We start from the raw sequence: 22,660 nt of genomic DNA on the forward strand, positions 1-22,660 counted from the left end.
CACACCACAAGGACTGAGAGCACCGGGATGGCAGACCAGACCCACGTCCTGTTCGTCGAGGACGACGATGTCATCCGCGAGGCCACCCAGCTCGCCCTGGAGCGGGACGGCTTCGCGGTCACCGCCATGCCCGACGGGCTGTCGGGCCTGGAGGCGTTCCGGGCGAACCGTCCCGACATCGCCCTGCTGGACGTCATGGTCCCCGGTCTGGACGGCGTCAGCCTGTGCCGTCGTATCCGGGACGAGTCGACCGTGCCGGTGATCATGCTGTCGGCGCGCGCCGACTCCATCGACGTCGTCCTCGGCCTGGAGGCGGGCGCCGACGACTATGTGACCAAACCGTTCGACGGCGCCGTGCTGGTCGCACGGATCCGGGCCGTGCTGCGCCGCTTCGGGCACGCGGGCGGCAACGCCCAGAGCGAGACCGCCGAGGACACGATGACCGGTGGCGTGCTCACCTTCGGGGACCTGGAGATCGACACCGAGGGCATGGAGGTGCGCCGGGCCGGGCAGCCGGTCGCGCTCACGCCCACCGAGATGCGGCTGCTGCTGGAGTTCTCCTCCGCGCCGGGCACCGTGCTCTCCCGCGACAAGCTGCTGGAGCGCGTCTGGGACTACGGCTGGGGCGGGGACACCCGGGTCGTCGACGTGCATGTGCAGCGGCTGCGCCAGAAGATCGGCCAGGACCGGATCGAGACCGTCCGCGGCTTCGGCTACAAGCTGAAGGCCTGAGCGGGGCGGCATGCGGGGGATCCTCTGGTACCCGGTCCGGCGCATGGAGCGCGCGGGCCTGCACACCGGACTCAGATGGAAGCTCAGCGCGGCGATCGCGCTGGTGGCCGGGCTGGTGGCGATCGCGCTGAGCCTGGTCGTGCACAACGCGGCCCGGGTCTCGATGCTCGACAACGCCCGTGACCTGGCCAACGAGCGCGTCCAGATCGCCCAGCGCAACTACGACACCAACCGGCGGCCGAACTTCCCCAACATCAAGCTCGACGACCCCGACCTCCCGGCCGCGCTGCGCGAGGGTGTCGAGGAGGGCCACAAGGTCAGCGACGTCATCGACCACGGCGGGGCGCCGGACATCTGGGCGGCCGTGCCGACGAAGGACGGGCATGTGCTGTCCACGCACAGCCGTATGCCCGACCGCTCCACCGATGTGATGAAGGACCTCGACCAGGCGCTGGTCATCGGCTCCGTCGCGGTGGTGTTCGGCGGCAGCGCGCTCGGTGTGCTGATCGGCGGGCAGCTGTCCCAGCGGCTGCGCAAGGCGGCGGCCGCCGCGAACCAGGTCGCCAAGGGCGAGACCGACGTGCGGGTGCGGGAGGCCATCGGCGGGGTCGTACGGGACGAGACCGACGATCTCGCGCGGGCGGTGGACGCCATGGCGGACGCGCTGCGGCAGCGTCTCGAGGCCGAGCGGCGGGTCACCGCCGACATCGCGCACGAGCTGCGCACGCCGGTGACGGGCCTGCTCACGGCCGCCGAGCTGCTGCCCCCCGGCCGGCCCACGGAACTGGTCCTGGACCGGGCGAAGGCGATGCGCACGCTCGTGGAGGACGTCCTGGAGGTGGCCCGACTCGACGGCGCCTCGGAGCGGGCGGAGCTGCAGGACATCATGCTCGGCGAGTTCGTCGCCCGGCGCGTGGCCGCCAAGCACCCGGAGATCGAGGTACGGGTGGTGCACGAGTCGGAGGTCATGACCGACCCGCGCCGTCTGGAGCGGGTGCTGTTCAACCTGCTCGCCAACGCCGCCCGGCACGGCAGGCCGCCGATCGAGGTGACCGTGGAGGGCCGGGTGATCCGGGTCCGCGACCACGGTCCCGGCTTCCCCGAGGAACTGCTCGCCGAAGGACCGAGCCGCTTCCGCACCGGCAGCATGGACCGCGCCGGTACGGGCCACGGGCTGGGCCTGACCATCGCGGCGGGCCAGGCCCGCGTGCTCGGCGCCCGGCTGACCTTCCGCAACGTACGCCCCGTGGGCGCCCCCGCCGGCATCCCGGCGGAGGGCGCGGTGGCGGTGCTGTGGCTGCCGGAGCACGCGCCGACGAACACCGGGAGCTATCCGATGCTGCCGTTGTCGGGGGGTACGGCCTGAGCACCCGGAGCCGTCAGGCGCTCAGCAGGCCCAGTCCCGCTCCAGGTCCAGCCCGCCCTCGCGGCGCTGCGTGAAAGAGAACCAGTTGCCGGAATCGTCGCGGAACAGCGCCTCCGTGCCGTAGGGGCGCTCCTGGGGTTCCTGGAGGAACTCCACCCCGCGGTCCTTGAGCTTCTTGTAGTCGCCGTGGATGTCGTCGGTCGCCAGCACCCCCGCGCCGAGCGCGCCCTTGGCGACAAGCTTCCGCATCATCTCGGCGGACTCGGGATCCATCGCCGGCGGCCCCGGCACCATGAGCGTCAGCTCGACGTCCGGCTGGCCGGGCGCGCCGACGGTGAGCCAGCGCATACCGCCGTCTCCCATGGTCATGTCCGTACGGACCTCGAAACCGAGCTTGTGGGTGTAGAACTCCTTGGCCCGGTCCTGGTCCAGGACCCAGACGGTCGTGATGGCAAGCCCCTTGATCATGTCTCTGCTCTCCTGTCGGCGGATTCCCTGTCGTCACCGTAGGCAGGGCCGGCCGCGGAGTGCTTCTCCGATCTTGCGGTGCTGAATCCGCCGGCCCAGAGCATGGCGTAGCAGCCGGGTATCAGCGAGGCGCCGCGGCCCACGTGCTTCGCGCGGTACTCGCTCGGGGTGAGGCCGGTGCGGGCCTTGAAGCGGGCGCAGAACGTGCCGAGGCTGCTGAAGCCGACGAGCGTGCAGATCTCGGTCACGGTGAGGTTGGCACAGCGCAGCATCTCCTCGGCCCGCTCGATCCGCCGGTGGGTCAGATACTGGCCCGGCGTCTCGCCGTAGGCGTCCTTGAAGGCGCGCACGAAGTGAAACCGTGAGTACCCGGCACACGCCGCCACCGCGTCCAGATCGAGACCGGGGTCGGCCCAGTCCCGGTCCATGGCGTCCTTGGCCAGACGCATGCGGTGCAGTTTGTCCATGCAACCGATGGTGACACGGGGCACTGACAACGGCGCTGACCAGCAAGAAGGCCCCCGGCGGCGGACACCGTACCGGGGGCCTTTCAGTTCATGCGGGGCTTGGATCCCTCTCAGCCCTCCGCCGAAGGCGTGGGCTGCCCGCCCTTCAGCGGAACCTCCTTCACGAACAGCGCCGCGGCCAGCACGACCACCGCGATGCCCGCGCCGAGCAGGAACGCCGAGTGCGTACCGGCGGACACCGCGTGCTGGTACGCCTCCCGCGCCACCGCCGGCAGCTTCGCCAGGCTCTTCGCGTCCAGCTGCGCGGACTTCTCGGTGACGCCCTTGCCCAGCGCGCCGGCCCGCTCGGCCATGACGTGCTTGACCCGGTCGTTGAACAGCGCGCCCATGATGGCGACGCCGAAGGAGGAGCCGAGCGTACGGAACAGGGTGGTGGACGAGGAGGCCACGCCCATGTCCTTCATCTCCACGCTGTTCTGCGCCACCAGCATGGTGATCTGCATCAGGCAGCCCATGCCCAGGCCCAGTACGGCCATGTAGACACCGGAGGTGAGTCGGGTCGTGCCCGTGTCCATCAGCGACAGCAGATACAGCCCGGCGATCATCAGCGCACCGCCGACGATCGGGAAGATCTTGTAGCGGCCGCTGTTGGTGGTGACCCGGCCCGCGACCATCGAGGTCACGAGCATCGCGCCGAGCATCGGCAGGAGCAGCAGACCGGAGTTGGTGGCGGAGGCGCCCTGCACCGACTGCTGGTACAGCGGTAGGTAGAGCGTGGCGCCGAACATCACGAAGCCGGTGATGAAACCGATGACGGACATCAGGGTGAAGTTGCGGCTCCTGAACATGTGCAGCGGTACGACCGGCTCGGTGGCCCTGGTCTGCCAGTACACGAACCCGGTCAGCGCGGCGACGCCGATGCTGATCAGCTCCATGATCCGCGCGGAGGTCCAGGCGTACTCGGTGCCGCCCCAGGTGGTGACCAGCACGATCGAGGTGATGCCGACGGTCAGCAGCGCGACGCCGAGGTAGTCGATGCGCGCCCGCGACCGCTTCTTGGGCAGGTGCAGCACGGCGCTGACCAGCGCCAGGGCCACGGCGCCCAGCGGCAGGTTGATGTAGAAGGACCAGCGCCAGCCCCAGTTGTCGGTGATGGTGCCGCCGACCAGCGGGCCGCCGATCATCGCCAGTGCCATGACGCCGGCCATCATGCCGGTGTACTTGCCGCGTTCCCGCGGCGGGATCAGGTCGCCGATGATCGCCATGACGCCGACCATCAGACCGCCGGCGCCGAGCCCCTGCACGGCCCGGAAGCCGATGAGTTCGCCCATGTTCTGGGCCATGCCGCTGAGTGCCGAGCCGACCAGGAAGATCACGATCGAGCTGAGGAAGGCGCCCTTGCGCCCGTACATGTCACCGATCTTGCCCCAGATCGGGGTGGAGGCGGCGGTGGCCAGGGTGTAGCCGGTGACCACCCAGGACAGGTGCTCCAGGCCGCCCAGTTCGCCCACGATCGTCGGCATCGCCGTACCCACGATCATGTTGTCGAGCATCGCGAGCATCATCGCGATCATGAGCGCGAGCAGGACCACTCGTACGCTCCTGGGCTGTTTGCCCTCCGGTTGGCCGTCCTGGCCCCGCGCGGCTTCGGTCTCCGCGAGGCCGACGCCTTCGATCGTGTCCGCCATCTCTTCCCACTCCCCCTGCGGCATCCACTTACTTGCCGCCCGGCTAGTTCACTACACTGGGGAAGGTAGACCCGTCACTAGCCGGGCGTCAAGTAAGTTTCCGCGGGAGCGCGAGGAGTACGAGGATGGGCGTCACCATGGACGGCACCAAGCAACAGCGCCGCGGCAACACCCGCCAGCGCATCCAGGACGTCGCGCTCGAACTCTTCGCGGAGCAGGGCTACGAGAAGACCTCACTGCGCGAGATCGCCGAGCGTCTCGACGTCACGAAGGCGGCCCTGTACTACCACTTCAAGACGAAGGAAGAGATCATCGTCAGCGTCTTCCAGGACCTGACGAAACCGATCGAGGAACTCATCGAGTGGGGCCGCAGCCAGCCGCACACCCTGCAGACCAAGCAGGAGATGGTGCGGCGCTACAGCCGCATCCTGGCCGACGCCGAGCCGTTCTTCCGCTTCATGCACGACAACCAGGGCACGGTCCGGGACCTGCGCATCGGCGACACCTTCAAGGACCGGATGCGCGACATGCGGGACATCTTCATCGACCCGGAGGCACCGCTCGTCGACCAGGTCCGCTGCGTCAGCGCGATGTTCACCCTGCACGCCGGCATGTTCGTGATGAAGGACCTGGACGGCGACTTCGAGGAGCGGCGCGAGGCCGTCCTCGACGTCGCCCTGGACCTCGTCACCCAGGCCCACGAACACGCCGGCGAGAACTAGCCGAACCGGCTGCCCGAAGCCCACGATCACGAAAATGTGACGCACACCTCTAGGCGCCTACCGTCCAGTAACCCTACGGTTCCCCTCACGCCACCCTCGCCACAGATCATGCCCCTGACATTTCAGGACGCGTACGGACCCACGTACGGACGTGAGAGGACCCCCACCGATGACCACAGGCCCCTGGGCTCACCGCATCTCCGCAACCGCCGTCTCCGTGGCCGCCCTGGCCGCGCTGGCCGCCCCGGCCCAGGCCGCGACCACGAGCAGCGCCACCGCCTCTGCCACGAAGGTGGACTACGCGACCTGGCAGAAGGACTGCCAGACGGTGATGGACCAGGCCCTGCCGTATCTGAAGGAGCGCATCGCCGAGGCCGAGCCGGGCGAGAAGCAGGCGATCGTCTTCGACATCGACAACACCACGCTGGAGACCGACTTCGGCTTCAGCTACCCGCAGCCGGCCAACAAGCCCGTCCTGAACGTCGCGAAGTACGCCCAGGAACACGGCGTCTCGCTGTTCTTCGTCACGGCCCGTCCGGGCATCATCTACCTGCCCACCGAGTACAACCTCGAACACGACGGCTACGACGTCTCCGGCCTCTACGTCCGCGGCCTGTTCGACCTCTTCAAGGACGTCGCCGCCTACAAGACCGCCCAGCGCGTCGACATCGAGAACCAGGGCTACACGATCATCGCGAACATCGGCAACAGCGCCACCGACCTCTCCGGCGGCCACGCCGAGAAGACCTTCAAACTGCCGGACTACAACGGGCAGTTGTCCTGACACATGGCCTGACCGCCGGGCTGGGCTCCATCCGTACTTCTGACCGTCGTACGACCACGGGGGTGGCGGATGGAGCCCGCAGCGATCGTCTTCCCTTCCGGGGCGAGAAACACGCCCTCGGCCAGAGGGAGTTACGCAGGCTCGCCGCCCGATTGGCCGACGCGGCGCTGGAATCCCCGGGCGAGCCGCCCTTTCCCCGCGACGAGAAGCCGGCCGTCGCCGAGGCGCTCACCCGCAGACTGCTCGCCCTCGGCAAGCTCGACATGGATGTCGTCCAGGCCGTACAACTCGGTGACCACGCAATGGCCCGGCGGCTGGAGCAGGCGGCTCCGAAGGCCGACGGGCTGTCCGCCGAAGCGGCCCTCTTCCTGGCCGGTGCGACCGACGGTGCCTGCGGCCAGTTCCTGGAATCCTTCACCCGCCGGTCCACGTTCGCGGCCCGCACGGCCGTGGAACACAGCCGTGCGCGGGCCAGAACGGCCGCGGACGTCAAGGAACTGCTCGCCGGGATACCCAGCCCGGACGCCCAGGACATCGGATTCGAGGTCCGGTATCTCGAATACCTCGCCGGGAAGCACGGCAAGCTCACCATCTACGGCATCGACCTCGGCAATTCACCGGGCCGCTGGCCGCTGGACGCCTCGTATCTGAGCCTGGAGGCGGTCGGACGCGGCGGCGCCCCGCTCGGCCCCGCCTTCGGATGGCGCCCACCGGCCCGGTGACCGCCCCCGCCGGCGAGGCGCTGGCCGGCACCGGGTGCTGCCGCGGGGCGTCGCGGGCTCGGGGAAGACCACACTGATCCAGTGGCTCGCCGTGTCGGCCGCGACCGAGCCGACCGGCCGGATGGCCCATCTCGCCGGCCGCGTTCCGTTCGTCCTTCCGCTGCGCACCCTCACCCGGCACGGCCAACGGCTCCCCGCGCCGGCCGATTTCCTCGCCGCCGTCGGCTGCCCGCTGAGCGGCGCGCAGCCGGGCGGCTGGGAGCACCGGGTGTGACGGCCGGACGCGGCCTGATGCTGGTCTAGGGCCTCGACGAGGTACCGGAAGCGGAGCGGGCACGGGCCCGGGCCTGGCTGCGCGACCTCGTCGAGGCGTTCCCCGGCAACCGCTGGCTCGTCACTTCCTCTGTGCCGGAGCCCCTGAACTGTCCGCGGCTGACAGCCTCTTCGTGATGAACATGCAGGGCGACGAGGATCTGTCGCCGCTGGCCCGGCTGTGCCCGAACCTGCGCATCGTCAGGCTGTTCGCGAAGCAGGCCGTGTCCCTGGGGGAAGCCAGGTATGCGGCCCAGTTGCCGGACGCCGACGTCGTCGTGCCGCCCTCTCGCGCCTACGCATTCTGAAAAGAACCCTGGGGACACCCGAAAGGGGCCGGCGCCCAAAAGGCACCGGCCCCTTCAACTCGGCCAATTGGCCGGAGGCTTACGCGTCCTTGCTCAGGTTGGGCCCAGCCCCACCAGCGGCCTGCTCGATCGGCGGGACGTCCGGCAGTGCCGACTTCTCCTCACCGCGGAAGGTGAAGGTGGCAGTGTCGCCGTCGCCCTCGGTGTCCACGACCACGATGTGACCGGGGCGCAGCTCGCCGAAGAGGATCTTCTCCGACAGCGAGTCCTCGATCTCGCGCTGGATCGTGCGGCGCAGCGGCCGGGCGCCCAGCACGGGGTCGTAACCCTTCTTGGACAGCAGCTCCTTGGCGGACTGGGAGAGCTCGATGCCCATGTCCCGGTCCTTCAGGCGCTCGTCCACCTTGCTGATCATCAGGTCGACGATCCGCAGGATGTCCGACTGCGTCAGCTGCGGGAAGACGACCACGTCGTCGACGCGGTTCAGGAACTCGGGGCGGAAGTGCTGCTTGAGCTCGTCCGACACCTTGTTCTTCATGCGCTCGTAGTTGGTCTTCGTGTCACCCGCGGCGGCGAAGCCGAGGTTGAAGCCCTTGGAGATGTCCCGGGTGCCGAGGTTGGTCGTCATGATGATGACCGTGTTCTTGAAGTCCACGACCCGGCCCTGGGAGTCGGTCAGGCGACCGTCCTCCAGGATCTGCAGCAGCGAGTTGAAGATGTCCGGGTGGGCCTTCTCGACCTCGTCGAAGAGGACGACGGAGAACGGCTTGCGGCGGACCTTCTCGGTCAGCTGGCCGCCCTCTTCGTAGCCCACGTATCCGGGCGGGGAACCGAAGAGTCGCGACACCGTGTGCTTCTCGCTGAACTCCGACATGTCGAGGGAGATCAGCGCGTCCTCGTCACCGAAGAGGAACTCGGCGAGCGCCTTGGACAGTTCGGTCTTACCGACACCGGACGGGCCGGCGAAGATGAACGAACCACCCGGACGCTTCGGGTCCTTGAGCCCCGCGCGCGTACGGCGGATCGCCTTCGACAGCGCCTTGACGGCGTCGTTCTGGCCGATGACCCGCTTGTGCAGCTCCTCCTCCATGCGGAGCAGGCGCGAAGACTCCTCTTCCGTGAGCTTGAAGACGGGGATGCCCGTCGCCGTGGCGAGGACCTCGGCGATCAGCTCGCCGTCGACCTCGGCGACGACGTCCATGTCGCCGGCCTTCCACTCCTTCTCCCGCTTGGCCTTGGCGGCCAGGAGCTGCTTCTCCTTGTCGCGCAGGGACGCGGCCTTCTCGAAGTCCTGCGAGTCGATCGCGGACTCCTTGTCCCGGCGGACGGCGGCGATCTTCTCGTCGAACTCGCGCAGGTCCGGCGGAGCGGTCATCCGGCGGATGCGCATCCTCGAGCCGGCCTCGTCGATCAGGTCGATCGCCTTGTCCGGCAGGAAGCGGTCGGAGATGTACCGGTCGGCCAGGGTGGCCGCCTGGACCAGGGCCTCGTCCGTGATGGAGACACGGTGGTGCGCCTCGTACCGGTCACGCAGACCCTTGAGGATCTCGATCGTGTGCGGCAGGGACGGCTCGGCGACCTGGATGGGCTGGAAGCGGCGCTCCAGGGCCGCGTCCTTCTCCAGGTGCTTGCGGTACTCGTCCAGGGTGGTCGCACCGATGGTCTGCAGCTCGCCGCGGGCCAGCATCGGCTTCAGGATGGAAGCCGCGTCGATGGCGCCCTCGGCGGCACCCGCACCGACCAGCGTGTGCAGCTCGTCGATGAACAGGATGATGTCGCCACGGGTGCGGATCTCCTTGAGCACCTTCTTCAGGCGCTCCTCGAAGTCACCGCGGTAGCGGGAGCCGGCGACCAGGGCGCCGAGGTCCAGCGTGTAGAGGTGCTTGTCCTTGAGGGTCTCGGGCACCTCGCCCTTGACGATGGCCTGGGCGAGGCCCTCGACGACGGCGGTCTTGCCGACGCCGGGCTCACCGATCAGGACCGGGTTGTTCTTCGTACGGCGGGACAGCACCTGCATGACCCGCTCGATCTCCTTCTCGCGCCCGATGACCGGGTCGAGCTTGGACTCACGAGCGGCCTGGGTGAGGTTCCGGCCGAACTGGTCCAGGACGAGGGAGGTCGAGGGGGTGCCCTCGGCCGGGCCGCCGGCGGTGGCGGTCTCCTTGCCCTGGTATCCGGAGAGCAGCTGGATGACCTGCTGCCGCACCCGGTTGAGGTCTGCGCCCAGCTTGACCAGGACCTGGGCGGCGACGCCCTCGCCCTCACGGATCAGGCCGAGCAGGATGTGCTCTGTGCCGATGTAGTTGTGGCCCAGCTGAAGAGCCTCACGGAGCGACAGCTCCAGGACCTTCTTGGCACGGGGGGTGAAGGGGATGTGCCCGGACGGGGCCTGCTGGCCCTGACCGATGATCTCCTCCACCTGCTGGCGGACCGCCTCAAGCGAAATGCCGAGGCTCTCCAGGGCCTTAGCGGCGACACCTTCGCCCTCGTGGATGAGACCCAGGAGGATGTGCTCGGTGCCGATGTAGTTGTGGTTGAGCATCCGGGCTTCTTCCTGAGCCAGGACGACAACCCGCCGCGCGCGGTCGGTGAACCTCTCGAACATCGTTAATCGCTCCTCAGAGCGGTCAGGCAGTGGGGGGAACTTCCCCTCCCTGTCCTTCCGCAGCTTAGTCCCGCAAGCGGGGACCGCTCATTCCAACTGCCGACACCGTCGATGGCCTCCTGACCCCGAACGCCGACATCTGCTCCAACCCGATGGTGCGAGACGATGTTCCCGCAGGCCAGGCACTTACCCCCATCGCCAGTACGCCCATGGCGAACGTGAGACGTCCCGACCTGCGTGTCGCCCCCTCCCACTAGGCATGTCTTACCCGCTGGGACTGACACTCCATGCCGCGCGCACCGGCTCACTCCGCTATGGGCGAACAACCTTGCGCCTCCCCGCACCCCCGCGCGCCCCCTCGTTCGACACTCTGCGCAATCACTGGAACACCCAGCGTAACCCAACGGTCGCTTGGGCGGTTGCACTTGGCATGGCTGGCTCGGTCCCCGCGACCTCAACGGTCCCCCTTCCCCGCCGTCCCTCGGATCCGGACGCACCGGACATGTGCGTTCTGCCGGCCGGCCCGGATGCGTGGGCCCGGCACTGGTACGAGAACGATCTGGGCTGGGCGACAGTGCCCGGACGGCCGCTGCGGCTGATCACCGGGGTGCACTTCGACGTCCTGGACGTGCCGGCCGAGGCGGGCGCGCAGGCGCTCCGGCATCTCGCGCCGGGCTCCCCGGTGGCCCTTCGGGGCGACCGGATGGAGCTGCTCGTGGCCGCGGGCAGCGCGGAGGAGCTGCCGGGGCTGCTGGACTGGCTGGAGTGGAGCGCCGTAGCCCTCGACCTGCGGGTCCTGGGCACGGGCGACGCCATGGAGGCGCCGGCCCCACCGGCGACCGGCTCTTTGCGCGCCGGATTCGTGCCGCCCGTGAGGGGCCTCGCCCAAGGCGAAGGCGTCGCGATGCGGTCCCGGTCCGTACCCCGGTCCGTGCAGGGGGCCGCCGTATGGCTGCGGCCCCCTGGGGCTGGAAGTGAGGCCGAGGCCTCGCTGCCGGCACTGCCGGCCGTGGGGCGCGAGGGGAGCGCCCCCGATCTCGTACGACTGGTGGACACGGTGGCAGCACAGTGTCACCGCATCCGGCTGCGGCGCCTGGGCGCCGGTCTGCCGACCGTCTGCCGTCGGGATCAGGCGTTGGCCTTCTCGTAGGCCTCGCGAATGGACGCGGGAACTCGGCCGCGGTCATTGACCTCGAAACCGTTCTCCTTCGCCCAGGCACGGATCGCCGCCGTGTCCTGGCTGCCACCGGCAGCGGCACGCGCCTTTCCGCGTCCGCCCGAGGCACGGCCTCCGGTACGACGGCCGCCCTTCACATAGGGGTCGAGAAGCCCTCGCAACTTGTCCGCATTGGCGGTCGTGAGATCGATCTCGTACGTCTTCCCGTCCAGCGCGAACGTCACGGTCTCGTCCGCCTCGCCGCCGTCGAGGTCGTCGACAAGAAGGACCTGAACCTTCTGTGCCACCGGATTTCCTTTCATCGATAACGTTGCGGGCCAGGGGTGTGTGGCGTCCGCCGTTTCGCCGCCCCTGTTATATGCAGTACTGCAGTACGTCGGAAAGCAAACCGCTTTTGCCGGAAAAACACAAACCCCTGGGAGAGGACCGGCGGACCGCCTCCGTCCGGAAACATACGCGTTTCGGACATAGGGCACCCGGGCAAAGACGATCACAGATGCAGAAGCATCCGGCTGTTGCCCAAGGTGTTCGGTTTCACTCGTTCGAGACCGAGGAACTCCGCGACGCCCTCGTCATAGGAACGCAAGAGCTCCGCGTACACATCGGTGTCGACCGGTGTCTCCCCGATCTCCACGAAGCCGTGCTTCCCGAAGAAGTCCACTTCGAAGGTCAGGCAGAAAACGCGCCGAACGCCGAGCCAGCGCGCGGTCTGCAGCAACTTCTCCAGCAACTGATGGCCGACACCGGCGCCCTTGAGGCCCGGCTTCACCGCGAGAGTGCGGACTTCCGCGAGGTCCTCCCACATGACGTGCAGCGCCCCGCAGCCGACCACCTCGGCGTTGTCGTCGCGTTCCGCGACCCAGAACTCCTGGATGTCCTCGTAAAGCGTGACCGTCGCTTTGTCGAGCAGGATGCGGCCTCGGACGTAGGCGTCGAGGAGGCGGCGTACGGCCGTGACATCGCTGGTCCGGGCCCGCCGGACGGTGATGGCTTTTGCGGAGACTTCGGGACGCTCTGCTGGCATGAGCGGACGCTATCGCCCGTCGGCGCCCTCTGCCGAGCCGGGGTTCTCCTCTTGCCGGGGTTCGGGCGCTTCCTGACGCGGAGCTTCCTCTTGCCCGGCTTCCCGTTGCCGCGGTTCGGGGGCTTCAAGGGTTTCCGGGCCCTGGACGATGCGTACGGCGTCCCTGAGAGCCTGCCGCTGTTCCTCGCTCATCATCCCGAAGAAGGCGACGAGAGCGGCGGCCGGGTTGTCGCTCTGCGACCAGGCGTCGTTCATGAGGGCGGCGGCGTAGGCGGCTCGCGTCGAGACGGCCTCATATCGATAGGCCCGCCCTTCCGCCTCGCGGCGGACCCAGCCCTTCTGATGGAGATTGTCCAAAACGGTCATCACGGTGGTGTACGCGATGGAGCGTTCCTGCTGGAGGTCTTCCAGGACTTCTCGAACGGTCACCGGGCGGTTCCACTTCCACACCCGCGTCATGACCGCGTCTTCGAGTTCTCCCAATGGGCGAGGCACAGCTCAGAACAATAGTGGGAGATCCCGGCAATGGCGTGCCGAACGTGCATCAAACCCACGAATGCGAACAAAAAGGGCGTACAGGTCAAGATCCCAGGGGATGGAGCGACCGCTCGCCTCAGGAGTCGTGCGCCGCGGAGGCCTGACGCGCACCCTCCGCGCGCGCGAGGGCGGCGTCGACGGCCGCGTCCTCCTTGGCCTTGGCGGCCCCGCCCTGGGTCTTCACGATCACCCTGACCACACCGATGAAGAACACGGCCATCACGACCGGAGGCACGAGCGCGGAGACGTAGTCCATGCCTCCAGAGTAGCCACGGCGCAACGGGCAAAAGCCCCGGGGTGCACGAGCCGCGCGTCCGGTCGGACAAGACGCGGCCGCACCACCGTGCCGGCACGGTGGTGCAGATGGGAAAACGGTCCCGGCCGCGGGCCGGGGCCGGTCAGCCGACGGCCAGTTCGCGGGGCTCGGCCGGGTCCGCCGGAGGCGTCGGCCTGCGGCGCGGGAAGACCTCGCCCGGCGTCGGGATGGGCCGCTTCGGCGCGGCCGGCTCCGGCGCGGGCCGCTTGGTCGGCGTCGGTGTGGGCGCGGGCTTCGGTGCCGGTTTCTGGGCGGGTTTCGGCGACTCCTCGCCCTGTCCCGCCGCGGACTCTCCCGCGCCACCGGGAAGGGCCGTCAGGCGCGCCCGTGCGGGTGGTACGGCGGGCGCGGGGACGGCCCTGGCGCCCTGCGCGAACCGGGCCCGTACGTCCTGCTCGGCGAGCGCCTGGCAGCGGTCCAGCAGCCCGGCCGCCGCCGGGTTCCCGCGCAGCGCCCGCAGCGCCGCGAGATCGTCGGGAGTCGGCCGGTGCCCGGCGCCCAGCGCCTCCTCCAGCAGGGCGAGATAGCCGACGGCGGTACCCGGCAGTGCGGCCCGGTACCGGCCGAGGTCGGCCACCAGGAACGCGCGCAGTCTCGCTCCCTCGTGCATCGCCTCGTCGAGCGACTCGGCGAGCCGGAAGCAGTCCTGGACGTCCTCGGCGGACGCTTGGCCGGGGTGAAGGGCGAGGGCGAGGGCGCGGCGGAGCACACGCAGCTCCTCCACACCGAACGCCATGCCGCCGCGTGATCCGTATGGCGTGGGCATGCGGCGACGCTACCGCTAATCGGACAAAAGTGACGAATTGGGATGTTATTTCGCCGCGTGTCGGTCCCCGTTTCCCTCGACCGGGGCTACGGGAACGGGCCGTGAACACGGCCCCACGCGCGCGTGAAGCGAGAAAACGTGAAGCGGGAAATCCGGCGCCCGCCCGGGCGCCGGCCCACCTCACAGCCGCGACACGTTCCGCTCGTACACCAGGCGCAGCCCGATCAGCGTCAGCCACGGCTGGTGCTCGTCGATCACCGAGGACTCCCCCAGCACCATCGGGGCGAGCCCGCCCGTGGCGATCACCGTGACGTCGTCCGGGTCGTCGGCGAGCTCGCGCACCATCCGGCTGACGACCCCGTCGACCTGCCCGGCGAAGCCGTACACGATGCCCGCCTGCATGGCCTCGACCGTGTTCTTGCCGATCACGCTGCGCGGCCTGGCCACCTCGATCTTCCGCAGCTGGGCGCCCTTGACGCCGAGCGCCTCCACGGAGATCTCGATACCGGGCGCGATCACGCCTCCGACGTACTCCCCGCGCGCGGACACCGCGTCGAACGTGGTCGCCGTACCGAAGTCGACGACGATCGCCGGGCCGCCGTACAGCTCGACGGCCGCGACCGCGTTGATGATCCGGTCCGCGCCGACCTCCTTGGGGTTGTCGGTGAGGATCGGCACGCCCGTCTTGACGCCCGGCTCGACCAGGACGGCGGGGACGTCGCCGTAGTAGCGCCGGGTGACCTCGCGCAGCTCGTGCAGCACCGAGGGCACCGTGGCGCAGATCGCGATGCCGTCGATGCCGTCGCCCAGCTCCTCGCCGAGCAGCGGATGCATGCCCATCAGACCCTGGAGCAGCACCGCCAGCTCGTCCGCCGTGCGGCGCGCGTCCGTGGAGATGCGCCAGTGCTCGACGATGTCCTCACCGTCGAACAGGCCGAGGACGGTGTGCGTGTTGCCGACGTCGATCGTGAGGAGCATCGCGGTTACTCCGCCTCGCGCAGGTCGAGGCCGATGTCCAGGATCGGCGCGGAGTGGGTGAGCGCGCCGACGGCCAGGAAGTCCACGCCGGTGTCGGCGTAGATGCGCGCGGTGTCGAGGCTGAGCCGGCCGGAGGCCTCCAGCAGGGCCCGGCCGCGAACGATCCCGACGGCCTCCGCGCACTCGTCGGGCGTGAAGTTGTCCAGCAGGATCAGGTCGGCGCCCGCCTCGACCACCTCGCGCAGCTGGTGCAGGGTGTCGACCTCGACCTCGATCGGCACCTCCGGGAAGGCCTCCCGTACGGCCTTGAAGGCCTGCGCGACGCCGCCGGCGGCGACCACGTGGTTGTCCTTCACCAGGGCGGCGTCGGACAGGGACATGCGGTGGTTGACGCCGCCGCCGCAGCGGACAGCGAACTTCTCCAGGGAGCGCAGGCCCGGGGTGGTCTTGCGGGTGTCGCGCACGCGCGTCTTGGTGCCCTCCAGCGCGTCCGACCACGCGCGCGTGGCGGTCGCGATGCCGGACAGGCGGCACATCAGGTTCAGGGCGCTGCGCTCGGCGGTCAGCAGGTCACGCGTGCGCGTGGTGACCGACAGCAGCTTCTGTCCGGCCTCGACCCGGTCGCCGTCCTCGACGTGCCGCTCGACCTCGAACTCGTCGGTGCAGACCACGGACAGCACGGCCTCGGCGACCCGCAGGCCCGCCACGACGCCCGCCTCGCGCGCGGTGAAGTCGCCGGTGGCCACCGCCTCCTCGGGGATGGTCGCGACGGTCGTCACGTCCACGCCACCGTCCAGGTCCTCCTGGATGGCCACGTTGGCGATGTCCTCGACCTCGACCGGGTCGAGCCCGGCGGCGGCCAGCAGCTCGGCGAGCGCGGGGTCGAGCCCGCTCTCCAGGTACTCCTCGTCGCCCTCGGCGCCGCAGGCGCAGCCGTCGCCGCAGCCACCGGTGGGGGCGAGGGGAAGGTCGTCGGTGCTCACGTTCGTCACTGCTCCTGGGCGCTGGGGTGTTACCGGGTTGGGGGGAAGTCTGCGGTGTCCGTGGTGCGTACGGCCAGCGACCGGTCCGGATTGAGCCGTACGACGATGTGGCGCCGCCAGTGGCTGTCGTCGCGCTCGGCGCTGTCCTCGCGCCAGTGGCAGCCGCGGGTCTCCTCGCGCAGCCGCGCGGCGGCGACCAGGACGCGGGCGACGCACAGGAGGTTGGTGGCCTCCCAGGTGTCGACGCCGGGCTCGGCGGTCTTGCCGTTCTCCTCGAGGGCGTCGCGGGCGTCCGTGTGCAGCCGCTGGAGCTGTTCGGCGGCGCGGGCGAGGGAGTCCTCGGAGCGCAGCACGCCGGCGCCCTCGGTCGTGATCCGCTGGATGGCGAAGCGGGTCTCGGGGGCGAGCAGCGGGTGCGCGGGCTTCTCCGGGTACGGCACCGGTGCGGGCACGCGCGCGTGGAGGCCGTTTTCCGCTCGGGTCTGCGCGATGTCGGCGGCGATGCGCTCGGCGTAGACGAGGCCTTCGAGGAGGCTGTTGGAGGCGAGCCGGTTGGCGCCGTGCACGCCGGTGCAGGCGACCTCGCCGCACGCGTACAGGCCGGGCACGGTCGTACGGCCCCGGGCGTCGGTGCGGACGCCTCCGGAGGCGTGGTGGGCGGCCGGGGCGATCGGGATGGGCTCGGTGAGCGGGTCGATGCCGTTGGCGCGGCAGGCGGCCAGGATCGTCGGGAAACGGTGCTCCCACATCTCGGCGCCGAAGTGCCGGGCGTCGAGGTACATGTGCTCGGCGCCCTGCTCCAGCATCCGCCGCAGGATGCCCTTGGCGACGATGTCCCGGGGTGCCAGCTCGGCCAGCTCGTGCTGCCCCACCATGAAGCGCACGCCGTCGGCGTCGACCAGGTGGGCGCCCTCGCCGCGCACCGCCTCGGAGACCAGCGGCTGCTGGCCCTCGGCGTCCGGGCCGAGGAACAGCACGGTCGGGTGGAACTGCACGAACTCCAGGTCGGAGACCTCGGCGCCCGCGCGCAGGGCCAGCGCCACGCCGTCGCCGGTCGACACGGACGGGTTGGTGGTCGCGGAGAACACCTGGCCCATGCCGCCGGTCGCGAGGACCACCGCGGGGGCGTGCACGGCGCCCACGCCGTCGTGCTGGCCCTCGCCCATCACGTGCAGCGTGACACCGGCCGTACGGCCGTCGGCGTCGGTCAGCAGGTCCAGCACGAGCGCGTTCTCGATGGTGTGCAGCCCACGCGCGCGTACGGCCTCCACGAGCGCCCGGGAGACCTCCGCGCCGGTCGCGTCTCCGCCCGCGTGCGCGATGCGGCGCCGGTGGTGGCCGCCCTCGCGGGTGAGGTGGATGTCGCCCTCGTCGTCGGTGTCGAAGTGGGCGCCGGTGGAGATCAGCCGCCGTACGGCGTCGGGGCCCTCGGTGACGAGGATCCGTACGGCCTCCTCGTCGCACAGGCCCGCGCCGGCCACCAGGGTGTCCTCGAGGTGCTGTTCGGGCGTGTCGCCCTCGCCGATCGCCGCGGCGATGCCGCCCTGCGCCCAGCGCGTGGAGCCGTCGTCGAGGCGGGCCTTGGTGACGACGACGGTCGTCAGCCCTGCTGCCTGGCAGCGCAGGGCCGCGGTCAGGCCGGCCACGCCGGAGCCGACGACGACCACGTCCGCGGAGATGGCCCAGCCGGGCGCGGGCGCGTGCAGTCGTATGCCTGTGCTGGTGCCTGTGCTGGTCACGAGGCGACTCCGAGGGTTCCGAAGGTGAGAGGAAGGTTGTCGATCAGCCGGGTCGTGCCGACCCGGGCGGCGACGGCGAGGACGGCCTCGCCGGTGAACTCGTCGCCGATCTCGGTGAAGTCGGAGGGGTCGACGAGCGCGAGGTAGTCCAGTTCGAGCGGCGGGGCGAAGCGGGCGGCCTCGTCCAGCACCTGGCGGGCGGCCGCGCGGACGGCCGCCGGGCCGCCCGGGGACGCCGTGGCGACCGCGTGCGCGTCGGCGGCCGCACGGGACTCCCCGAGGGCGCTGAGCGCCTCGGCACGCGCGTGCGTGGAGGGCACTTCGCGGGCACGCGCGCGCAGCGCTTCCTGCGCGGCGTGCCGGTCGCGGCCCGCGAACAGCGCGCGGGACAGCGCGAGCCCGGTCAGCCGCTCCTCCGGCGAGAGGTAGCGGTTGCGGCTGGACAGGGCGAGCCCGTCCGCCTCGCGCACGGTCGGTACGGCGACGATCTCGACGCCGAAGTTCAGGTCCCGCACCATGCGCCGGATCAGGGCCAGCTGCTGGGCGTCCTTCTGCCCGAACAGGGCCACGTCGGGGCGGGTGAGGTGCAGCAGCTTGGCGACGACGGTGAGCATGCCGTCGAAGTGCCCGGGCCGCGAGGCGCCCTCCAGGCGTTCGCCCATGGGGCCCGCGGTGATGCGGACCTGGGGGGCGCCGCCGGGGTAGACCTCGTCCACGGAGGGCGCGAACACGACGTCCGCACCGGCCTGTTCGGCGACCTTCAGGTCGGCTTCGAGCGTGCGCGGATAGCGGTCCAGGTCCTCGCCCGCGCCGAACTGCAGCGGGTTGACGAAGACGGTGACGACGACCTCGCCGTCCGGTCCTGCGATCTCGCGCGCGGCGCGGACCAGGGTGGCGTGGCCCTCGTGCAGGGCGCCCATGGTCATCACGACGGCGCGGCGGCCGTGGCGCACGCGTGCGTGCAGCTCGTCGGCGGTGCTCAGCAGGGCGGTGGTCATCGCTCGTTCCCCTCGGTGCCGTGAGTGCTGTTCGTGCCGCCGGCCCCGTCGGCCAGCACACCGAGCAGGTCCTCGGCGAGTTCGGGTTTCAGCAGGCCGTGCGCGAGTGCCCGGTCGGCGGTCGCGCGGGCCATCGCGACGTAGCCCGCGACGGTCTGCGGGGCGTGTGCGCGCAGCTCGGTGATGTGCGCGGCGACCGTGCCGGCGTCCCCGCGCGCGACGGGCCCGGTCAGCGCCGCGTCGCCCGAGCGCAGCGCGTTGTCCAGGGCGGCGCCGAGCAGCGGGCCGAGCATCCGGTCGGGCGCCTCCACGCCCGCGGTGCGCAGCAGGTCCATGGACTGGGCGACCAGGGTCACCAGGTGGTTGGCGCCGAGGGCGAGGGCCGCGTGGTAGAGCGGGCGGTTCTGCTCGCTGATCCACTCGGGCTCGCCGCCCATCTCGATGACGAGGGCCTGGGCGGCCAGCCGCAGCTCCTCGGGTGCGGTGACGCCGAAGGAGCAGCCTGCCAGGCGCTGGACGTCCACGGGGGTGCCGGTGAAGGTCATCGCCGGGTGCAGCGCCATCGGCAGCGCGCCCGCGCGCAGGGCCGGGTCGAGGACCCGTGCGCCGTAGCGGCCGGAGGTGTGCACCAGCAGCTGTCCGGCCCGTACCGCGCCGGTCTCGGCGAGGCCGGTGACCAGGCCGGGCAGGACGTCGTCGGGGACGGTGAGCAGCACCAGGTCGGCGCGTCTGAGGACCTCGGCGGGCGGCACAAGCGGCACGTCCGGGAGCATGGTCTCGGCGCGCCGCCGGGAGGCGTCGGAGACACCGGAGACGGCCACCGGGCGGTGCCCGGCCAGCTTCAGGGACGCGGCGAGCGCGGGGCCCACGCGGCCGGCGCCGACGACGCCGACGGTGAGCCGCGCGGGGCGGTCCTTGAGGTCTTTCTGGTGGACTGTACTCACGCGACGGCGGCCTTCCCGTTCCAGTCCGCTCTGGGTACCGGACGATTTCTCGTCATGTTAACGCTATCTCGGTCCGGCGCCGATCGGTTGTCCACAGGCTGTGGGTTTCGCCACGTGCCGCGGCGGTTTCCCCCGCACGGAAACTCCGATGCCCCACCCGGCCGGGGGACGGCATGATCCCCGGCATGAGCGATACGGCTGAGCAGAGCATCGGGCGGGACGGAGAACTACCGTCGCCGCAGGGGTGGCGGGAGCGGCGCGCGGCCGCCCAGCGGCAGGCACGGCGCACGCTGTCACGCGGGGGCTGGGGCGGCACCATCCGCGAACGCCTCGCGCATCTGACGGAGGCGGCACCCGGGGTGTACGACCTGGACGAGCCCGCCGATGTCTACGGCAACCGGATCGTGGCCGCCCTGGAGGAGCGGGTCGCCGTGCTGCTCGGCACCGAGGCCGCCGCGTTCTTTCCGACCGGCACGATGGCCCAGCAGGTGGCCCTGCGCTGCTGGGCCGGGCGCACCGGCAACCCGACGGTGGCCCTGCATGCCCTCTCCCACCCCGAGGTGCATGAACGCAACGCGTTCAGCCAGGTCAGCGGCCTCCGCCCGGTGCGGGTGACCGACGAACCCCGGCTGCCCACGGCCGCCGAGATACGCGACTTCGAGGAGCCCTTCGGGGCGCTGATGCTGGAACTGCCCCTGAGGGACGCCGGTTTCGTGCTGCCCACGTGGGAGGAGCTGACCGAGGTCGTCGAGGCCGCGCGGGAGCGCGATGCGGTGGTCCACTTCGACGGCGCGCGCCTGTGGGAGTGCACGGACCACTTCGGGCGCCCTCTGGAGGAGATCGCGGGCCTCGCCGACAGCGTCTATGTGTCGTTCTACAAGTCGCTCGGCGGCTTCGGCGGCGCGGCGCTGGCCGGCCCGGAGAGCCTGATCGAGGAGGCGAAGACCTGGCGGCACCGGTACGGCGGGATGATCTTCCAGCAGTTCCCGACGGCACTGTCGGCGTTCGTCGGGCTCGAACGGGAGCTGCCCCGGCTGCCCGACTACGTGCGGCACGCGCGCGTGGTGGCCGCCGCGCTGCGCGAAGGTTTCGCCGAAGCCGGGGTGCCGTGGGCCCGCGTACACCCCGAGGTGCCGCACACCCACGAGTTCCAGGTCTGGCTGCCGTACGAGCCCGATGCGGCGACCGAGGCGGCCGTGCGCCAGGGCGAGGAGACATCGGTGATGCTCTTCGCGAACCCCTGGGACCGGCGAGGGCCCGGCATGGCGTGCACGGAGGTCGTCATCCGTGCCACGGGCCTGGAGTGGACGGCGGACGACGTACGGGCGGCCGTCGCCGACTTCGTGACCCGCCTGCCCGCCCCGTGATCACAGCGCGCGCGGGCGCAGCCACCGGCGCAGGGCGTACCGCACGCGCCCCCGCGCGGGTCGCTCGGCGATGACCGCGTCGAAGCGCCGGCGGTCGCGCAGTGCACGCAGCAGATCGGCGTCGTGGCGGCCGGGCGCGGGCGGCTCCGGTTCGCCGAGCACGCGGGCGCGGTGGCTGTCGAGGAGGTACTGCTGGGTGATGCTCATGGCGGATCGCCTTCTCGGAAGGTCTAGGGACTCTCGGTACGGGGACTGGTCACCGACGGATCGGTGACCGTTCGGGCTCCGCGGCTGCCCGGTGTTCCAGGCTGCTCCCGGGCCGGGCGGCTGTCCCGTGGATTGACGGCTGCCGTCAATCCACGGCGGCGCTGTCAGTGGCGGGGTGCACGATGGAAGGCATGAGCGTGAGCATCGACATCACCGGACTGCCACGGGAGCGGGTCTCCGTCGTGCCCTCTCCCTTGGCGGAGCTGGGGATGGCCCTGCACGCCCTCAGCGCACCCGGCCACCACCCGGGCCTGCAGGGCTGGGCGACCGCCGTCTCGTCCCGGCTGGACCCCTGCCTGGCCGACCGGCTGTGCGAGGCGGAATTCCTGTGGCAGACGACGTTCTCTGACGTCTTCGCCCCGTTCGCCGGCCTCCCCGGCGGCCGGGAGCTGCCCGGCGCCACGCTCGGCGAGGAACTGGACCAGCTGGACAAACTGACGGACGAACAGTTCGTCAGCGCCGCCCTGGAGTTCACCTGCCAGCTGCGCTACGACGTCCGTACTCCCAGCCCGCTGACCGACCCGGAACTGCGCCGCCGCTCCCTGGAGCTGGCCGCCGCGCGCGGTGCCGTGCAGGAGCGGTTCACACGCCGGCTGCTGGAGGACCCGCCGGTCGTCCGCGCCTGGTTCCGGCAGCTGATGCTCGACTGCGACGAGGCCTTCTTCGCCGACACCTGGGCCCGCCTCCAGCCCCAACTCGCCGCCGACGCCCGGCACAAGACCGAGCTGCTGCGCCACAAGGGGCTCGGTGAAGCCCTCGCTTCCCTCTCCGAGGCCATCTCGCTGGACGAGGAGGCGGCGCTCATCACGGTCGACAAACTCTCGGTGGGCCGCACCGCCACGGGCGACGGCGGCCTGGTCCTGGTGCCGACCAGCCTCGGCCGGCCGCACCTCCTGGTCCTGCACCGGCACGGCTGGCAACCCTCGATCACCTATCCGGCGAGCGGCACCCGCCCGCAGGCCCCCTCCGTCGAGCAGCTCACCCGCCGCATGGAGGCGCTGGCCCACCCGGTCCGGATGCGGCTGTGCCGGCACCTGGCGCGGGCCCCGCACACCACGAGCGAACTGGCCGACGCGCACGGCATGTCCGCGCCCGAGATATCCCGGCACCTGGCGGTGCTGAAGAAGGCGGGCCTGATCACCAACTGCCGCCGCGGCCGGTACGTCCGGCACCAGCTGGACCTGACGGCGGTGGCCCGCCTGGGCAGCGACTTCATCGAGGGCGTCCTGCGCTGAGATGCCTCGCGGGGGGCAACGGTGGCCATGAGGGGCTCACACCGCCGCCCGCCACCGGAAGCTTCCCAAGCCGTACCCGGCCGACGTCCGGCACCGAAACCCACCGAGCCGTGACGCGGGGGGAGCCCACGCCGACGCCACCCGCAGCCGCTGCG

Annotated in this window: 25 protein-coding genes; 10 read left to right on the forward strand and 15 right to left on the reverse strand. The window is 70.8% G+C overall.

Features of this window, described 5'->3' with window-relative positions; genetic code table 11:
- Nucleotides 1–27 precede the first annotated feature (27 nt).
- Nucleotides 28–732, forward strand: coding sequence for a two-component system response regulator CseB (cseB, locus tag BFF78_RS18940; protein ID WP_069779448.1), 705 nt, complete (start codon nt 28–30; stop codon nt 730–732).
- A 10-nt stretch (nt 733–742) separates the two neighbouring features.
- On the forward strand, nt 743–2,098 hold the full coding sequence (gene cseC, locus BFF78_RS18945; protein WP_069779449.1) for a two-component system sensor histidine kinase CseC: 1,356 nt from the start codon (nt 743–745) through the stop codon (nt 2,096–2,098).
- A gap of 21 nt (nt 2,099–2,119) precedes the next feature.
- On the opposite strand, the gene BFF78_RS18950 is transcribed toward cseC, so the two are convergent.
- The 3 genes from BFF78_RS18950 to BFF78_RS18960 all read right to left on the reverse strand — a co-directional run bounded on the left by BFF78_RS18950 (nt 2,120) and on the right by BFF78_RS18960 (nt 4,721).
- Nucleotides 2,120–2,566, reverse strand: coding sequence for a VOC family protein (locus BFF78_RS18950; protein ID WP_069779450.1), 447 nt, complete (start codon nt 2,564–2,566; stop codon nt 2,120–2,122).
- A complete protein-coding gene (locus tag BFF78_RS18955; protein WP_069779451.1) occupies nt 2,563–3,033 on the reverse strand; it encodes a helix-turn-helix transcriptional regulator in 471 nt (156 codons plus the stop codon). The genes BFF78_RS18950 and BFF78_RS18955 overlap by 4 nt, the downstream gene beginning before the upstream one ends.
- Before the next feature lie 110 nt (nt 3,034–3,143).
- Nucleotides 3,144–4,721, reverse strand: a complete 1,578-nt coding sequence (locus BFF78_RS18960; RefSeq protein WP_227025871.1) for an MDR family MFS transporter — start codon at nt 4,719–4,721, stop codon at nt 3,144–3,146.
- Nucleotides 4,722–4,846: 125 nt separating this feature from the next.
- Here BFF78_RS18960 and BFF78_RS18965 point away from each other — a divergent pair, with 125 nt between their 5' ends.
- The 5 genes from BFF78_RS18965 (at nt 4,847) to BFF78_RS46250 (ending at nt 7,569) form a co-directional block, all read left to right on the forward strand.
- The gene (locus tag BFF78_RS18965; RefSeq protein WP_069779452.1) at nt 4,847–5,443 is read left to right on the forward strand and encodes a TetR/AcrR family transcriptional regulator; all 597 of its coding nucleotides are present in this window, start codon (nt 4,847–4,849) and stop codon (nt 5,441–5,443) included.
- A 169-nt stretch (nt 5,444–5,612) separates the two neighbouring features.
- A complete protein-coding gene (locus BFF78_RS18970) occupies nt 5,613–6,227 on the forward strand; it encodes an HAD family acid phosphatase (RefSeq protein ID WP_069779453.1) in 615 nt (204 codons plus the stop codon).
- Between the two features lie 62 nt (nt 6,228–6,289).
- Nucleotides 6,290–6,949: an NACHT N-terminal Helical domain 1-containing protein gene (locus tag BFF78_RS48265; RefSeq protein ID WP_227025872.1), complete on the forward strand. Its 660-nt coding sequence runs from the start codon at nt 6,290–6,292 to the stop codon at nt 6,947–6,949.
- 34 nt (nt 6,950–6,983) lie between these two features.
- Nucleotides 6,984–7,223, forward strand: coding sequence for an NACHT domain-containing protein (locus BFF78_RS48270; RefSeq protein ID WP_069779455.1), 240 nt, complete (start codon nt 6,984–6,986; stop codon nt 7,221–7,223).
- Nucleotides 7,224–7,398: 175 nt separating this feature from the next.
- On the forward strand, nt 7,399–7,569 hold the full coding sequence (locus BFF78_RS46250; protein ID WP_159033024.1) for a hypothetical protein: 171 nt from the start codon (nt 7,399–7,401) through the stop codon (nt 7,567–7,569).
- A gap of 79 nt (nt 7,570–7,648) precedes the next feature.
- On the opposite strand, the gene BFF78_RS18985 is transcribed toward BFF78_RS46250, so the two are convergent.
- A complete protein-coding gene (locus BFF78_RS18985; RefSeq protein WP_069779456.1) occupies nt 7,649–10,174 on the reverse strand; it encodes an ATP-dependent Clp protease ATP-binding subunit in 2,526 nt (841 codons plus the stop codon).
- 430 nt (nt 10,175–10,604) lie between these two features.
- Between BFF78_RS18985 and BFF78_RS18990 the strand changes: the two genes are divergently transcribed.
- Complete coding sequence (locus BFF78_RS18990) at nt 10,605–11,324, forward strand: SCO3374 family protein (protein ID WP_193433491.1); 720 nt, start codon at nt 10,605–10,607, stop codon at nt 11,322–11,324.
- On the opposite strand, the gene BFF78_RS18995 is transcribed toward BFF78_RS18990, so the two are convergent.
- The 10 genes from BFF78_RS18995 to BFF78_RS19040 all read right to left on the reverse strand — a co-directional run bounded on the left by BFF78_RS18995 (nt 11,303) and on the right by BFF78_RS19040 (nt 19,636).
- A complete protein-coding gene (locus tag BFF78_RS18995) occupies nt 11,303–11,638 on the reverse strand; it encodes a histone-like nucleoid-structuring protein Lsr2 (RefSeq protein WP_069779457.1) in 336 nt (111 codons plus the stop codon). The genes BFF78_RS18990 and BFF78_RS18995 overlap by 22 nt on opposite strands.
- A gap of 203 nt (nt 11,639–11,841) precedes the next feature.
- The gene (locus tag BFF78_RS19000) at nt 11,842–12,375 is read right to left on the reverse strand and encodes an amino-acid N-acetyltransferase (RefSeq protein WP_069779458.1); all 534 of its coding nucleotides are present in this window, start codon (nt 12,373–12,375) and stop codon (nt 11,842–11,844) included.
- Nucleotides 12,376–12,384: 9 nt separating this feature from the next.
- Nucleotides 12,385–12,834, reverse strand: a complete 450-nt coding sequence (locus tag BFF78_RS19005; RefSeq protein WP_069779459.1) for a BlaI/MecI/CopY family transcriptional regulator — start codon at nt 12,832–12,834, stop codon at nt 12,385–12,387.
- 154 nt (nt 12,835–12,988) lie between these two features.
- Nucleotides 12,989–13,168 carry a hypothetical protein gene (locus tag BFF78_RS19010; RefSeq protein ID WP_069779460.1) on the reverse strand — a complete coding sequence of 60 codons (180 nt, stop codon included), beginning with the start codon at nt 13,166–13,168 and terminating at the stop codon, nt 12,989–12,991.
- 142 nt (nt 13,169–13,310) lie between these two features.
- Nucleotides 13,311–13,964, reverse strand: a complete 654-nt coding sequence (locus tag BFF78_RS19015) for a hypothetical protein (protein ID WP_069779461.1) — start codon at nt 13,962–13,964, stop codon at nt 13,311–13,313.
- A 210-nt stretch (nt 13,965–14,174) separates the two neighbouring features.
- Entirely contained in the window at nt 14,175–14,972 is a 798-nt protein-coding gene (locus BFF78_RS19020) for a type III pantothenate kinase (RefSeq protein WP_069779462.1), read from the reverse strand.
- Nucleotides 14,973–14,977: 5 nt separating this feature from the next.
- Entirely contained in the window at nt 14,978–15,955 is a 978-nt protein-coding gene (gene nadC / locus BFF78_RS19025) for a carboxylating nicotinate-nucleotide diphosphorylase (RefSeq protein WP_069783667.1), read from the reverse strand.
- Nucleotides 15,956–15,984: 29 nt separating this feature from the next.
- The gene (locus BFF78_RS19030; protein WP_069779463.1) at nt 15,985–17,694 is read right to left on the reverse strand and encodes an L-aspartate oxidase; all 1,710 of its coding nucleotides are present in this window, start codon (nt 17,692–17,694) and stop codon (nt 15,985–15,987) included.
- The gene (panC, locus tag BFF78_RS19035; protein ID WP_069779464.1) at nt 17,691–18,692 is read right to left on the reverse strand and encodes a pantoate--beta-alanine ligase; all 1,002 of its coding nucleotides are present in this window, start codon (nt 18,690–18,692) and stop codon (nt 17,691–17,693) included. The genes BFF78_RS19030 and panC overlap by 4 nt, the downstream gene beginning before the upstream one ends.
- On the reverse strand, nt 18,689–19,636 hold the full coding sequence (locus BFF78_RS19040; protein ID WP_069779465.1) for a Rossmann-like and DUF2520 domain-containing protein: 948 nt from the start codon (nt 19,634–19,636) through the stop codon (nt 18,689–18,691). The genes panC and BFF78_RS19040 overlap by 4 nt, the downstream gene beginning before the upstream one ends.
- Before the next feature lie 185 nt (nt 19,637–19,821).
- On the opposite strand from BFF78_RS19040, the gene BFF78_RS19045 reads away from it, so the two are divergent.
- Entirely contained in the window at nt 19,822–21,003 is a 1,182-nt protein-coding gene (locus BFF78_RS19045; RefSeq protein WP_165289370.1) for a threonine aldolase family protein, read from the forward strand.
- Here BFF78_RS19045 and BFF78_RS19050 read toward each other — a convergent pair whose 3' ends face one another.
- Complete coding sequence (locus tag BFF78_RS19050; protein WP_069779467.1) at nt 21,004–21,210, reverse strand: hypothetical protein; 207 nt, start codon at nt 21,208–21,210, stop codon at nt 21,004–21,006.
- Nucleotides 21,211–21,401: 191 nt separating this feature from the next.
- On the opposite strand from BFF78_RS19050, the gene BFF78_RS19055 reads away from it, so the two are divergent.
- Nucleotides 21,402–22,505: a DUF5937 family protein gene (locus tag BFF78_RS19055; RefSeq protein ID WP_069779468.1), complete on the forward strand. Its 1,104-nt coding sequence runs from the start codon at nt 21,402–21,404 to the stop codon at nt 22,503–22,505.
- The last annotated feature ends 155 nt before the right edge of the window (nt 22,506–22,660 follow it).

The organism is Streptomyces fodineus (assembly GCF_001735805.1).
GTDB lineage: Bacteria > Actinomycetota > Actinomycetes > Streptomycetales > Streptomycetaceae > Streptomyces > Streptomyces fodineus.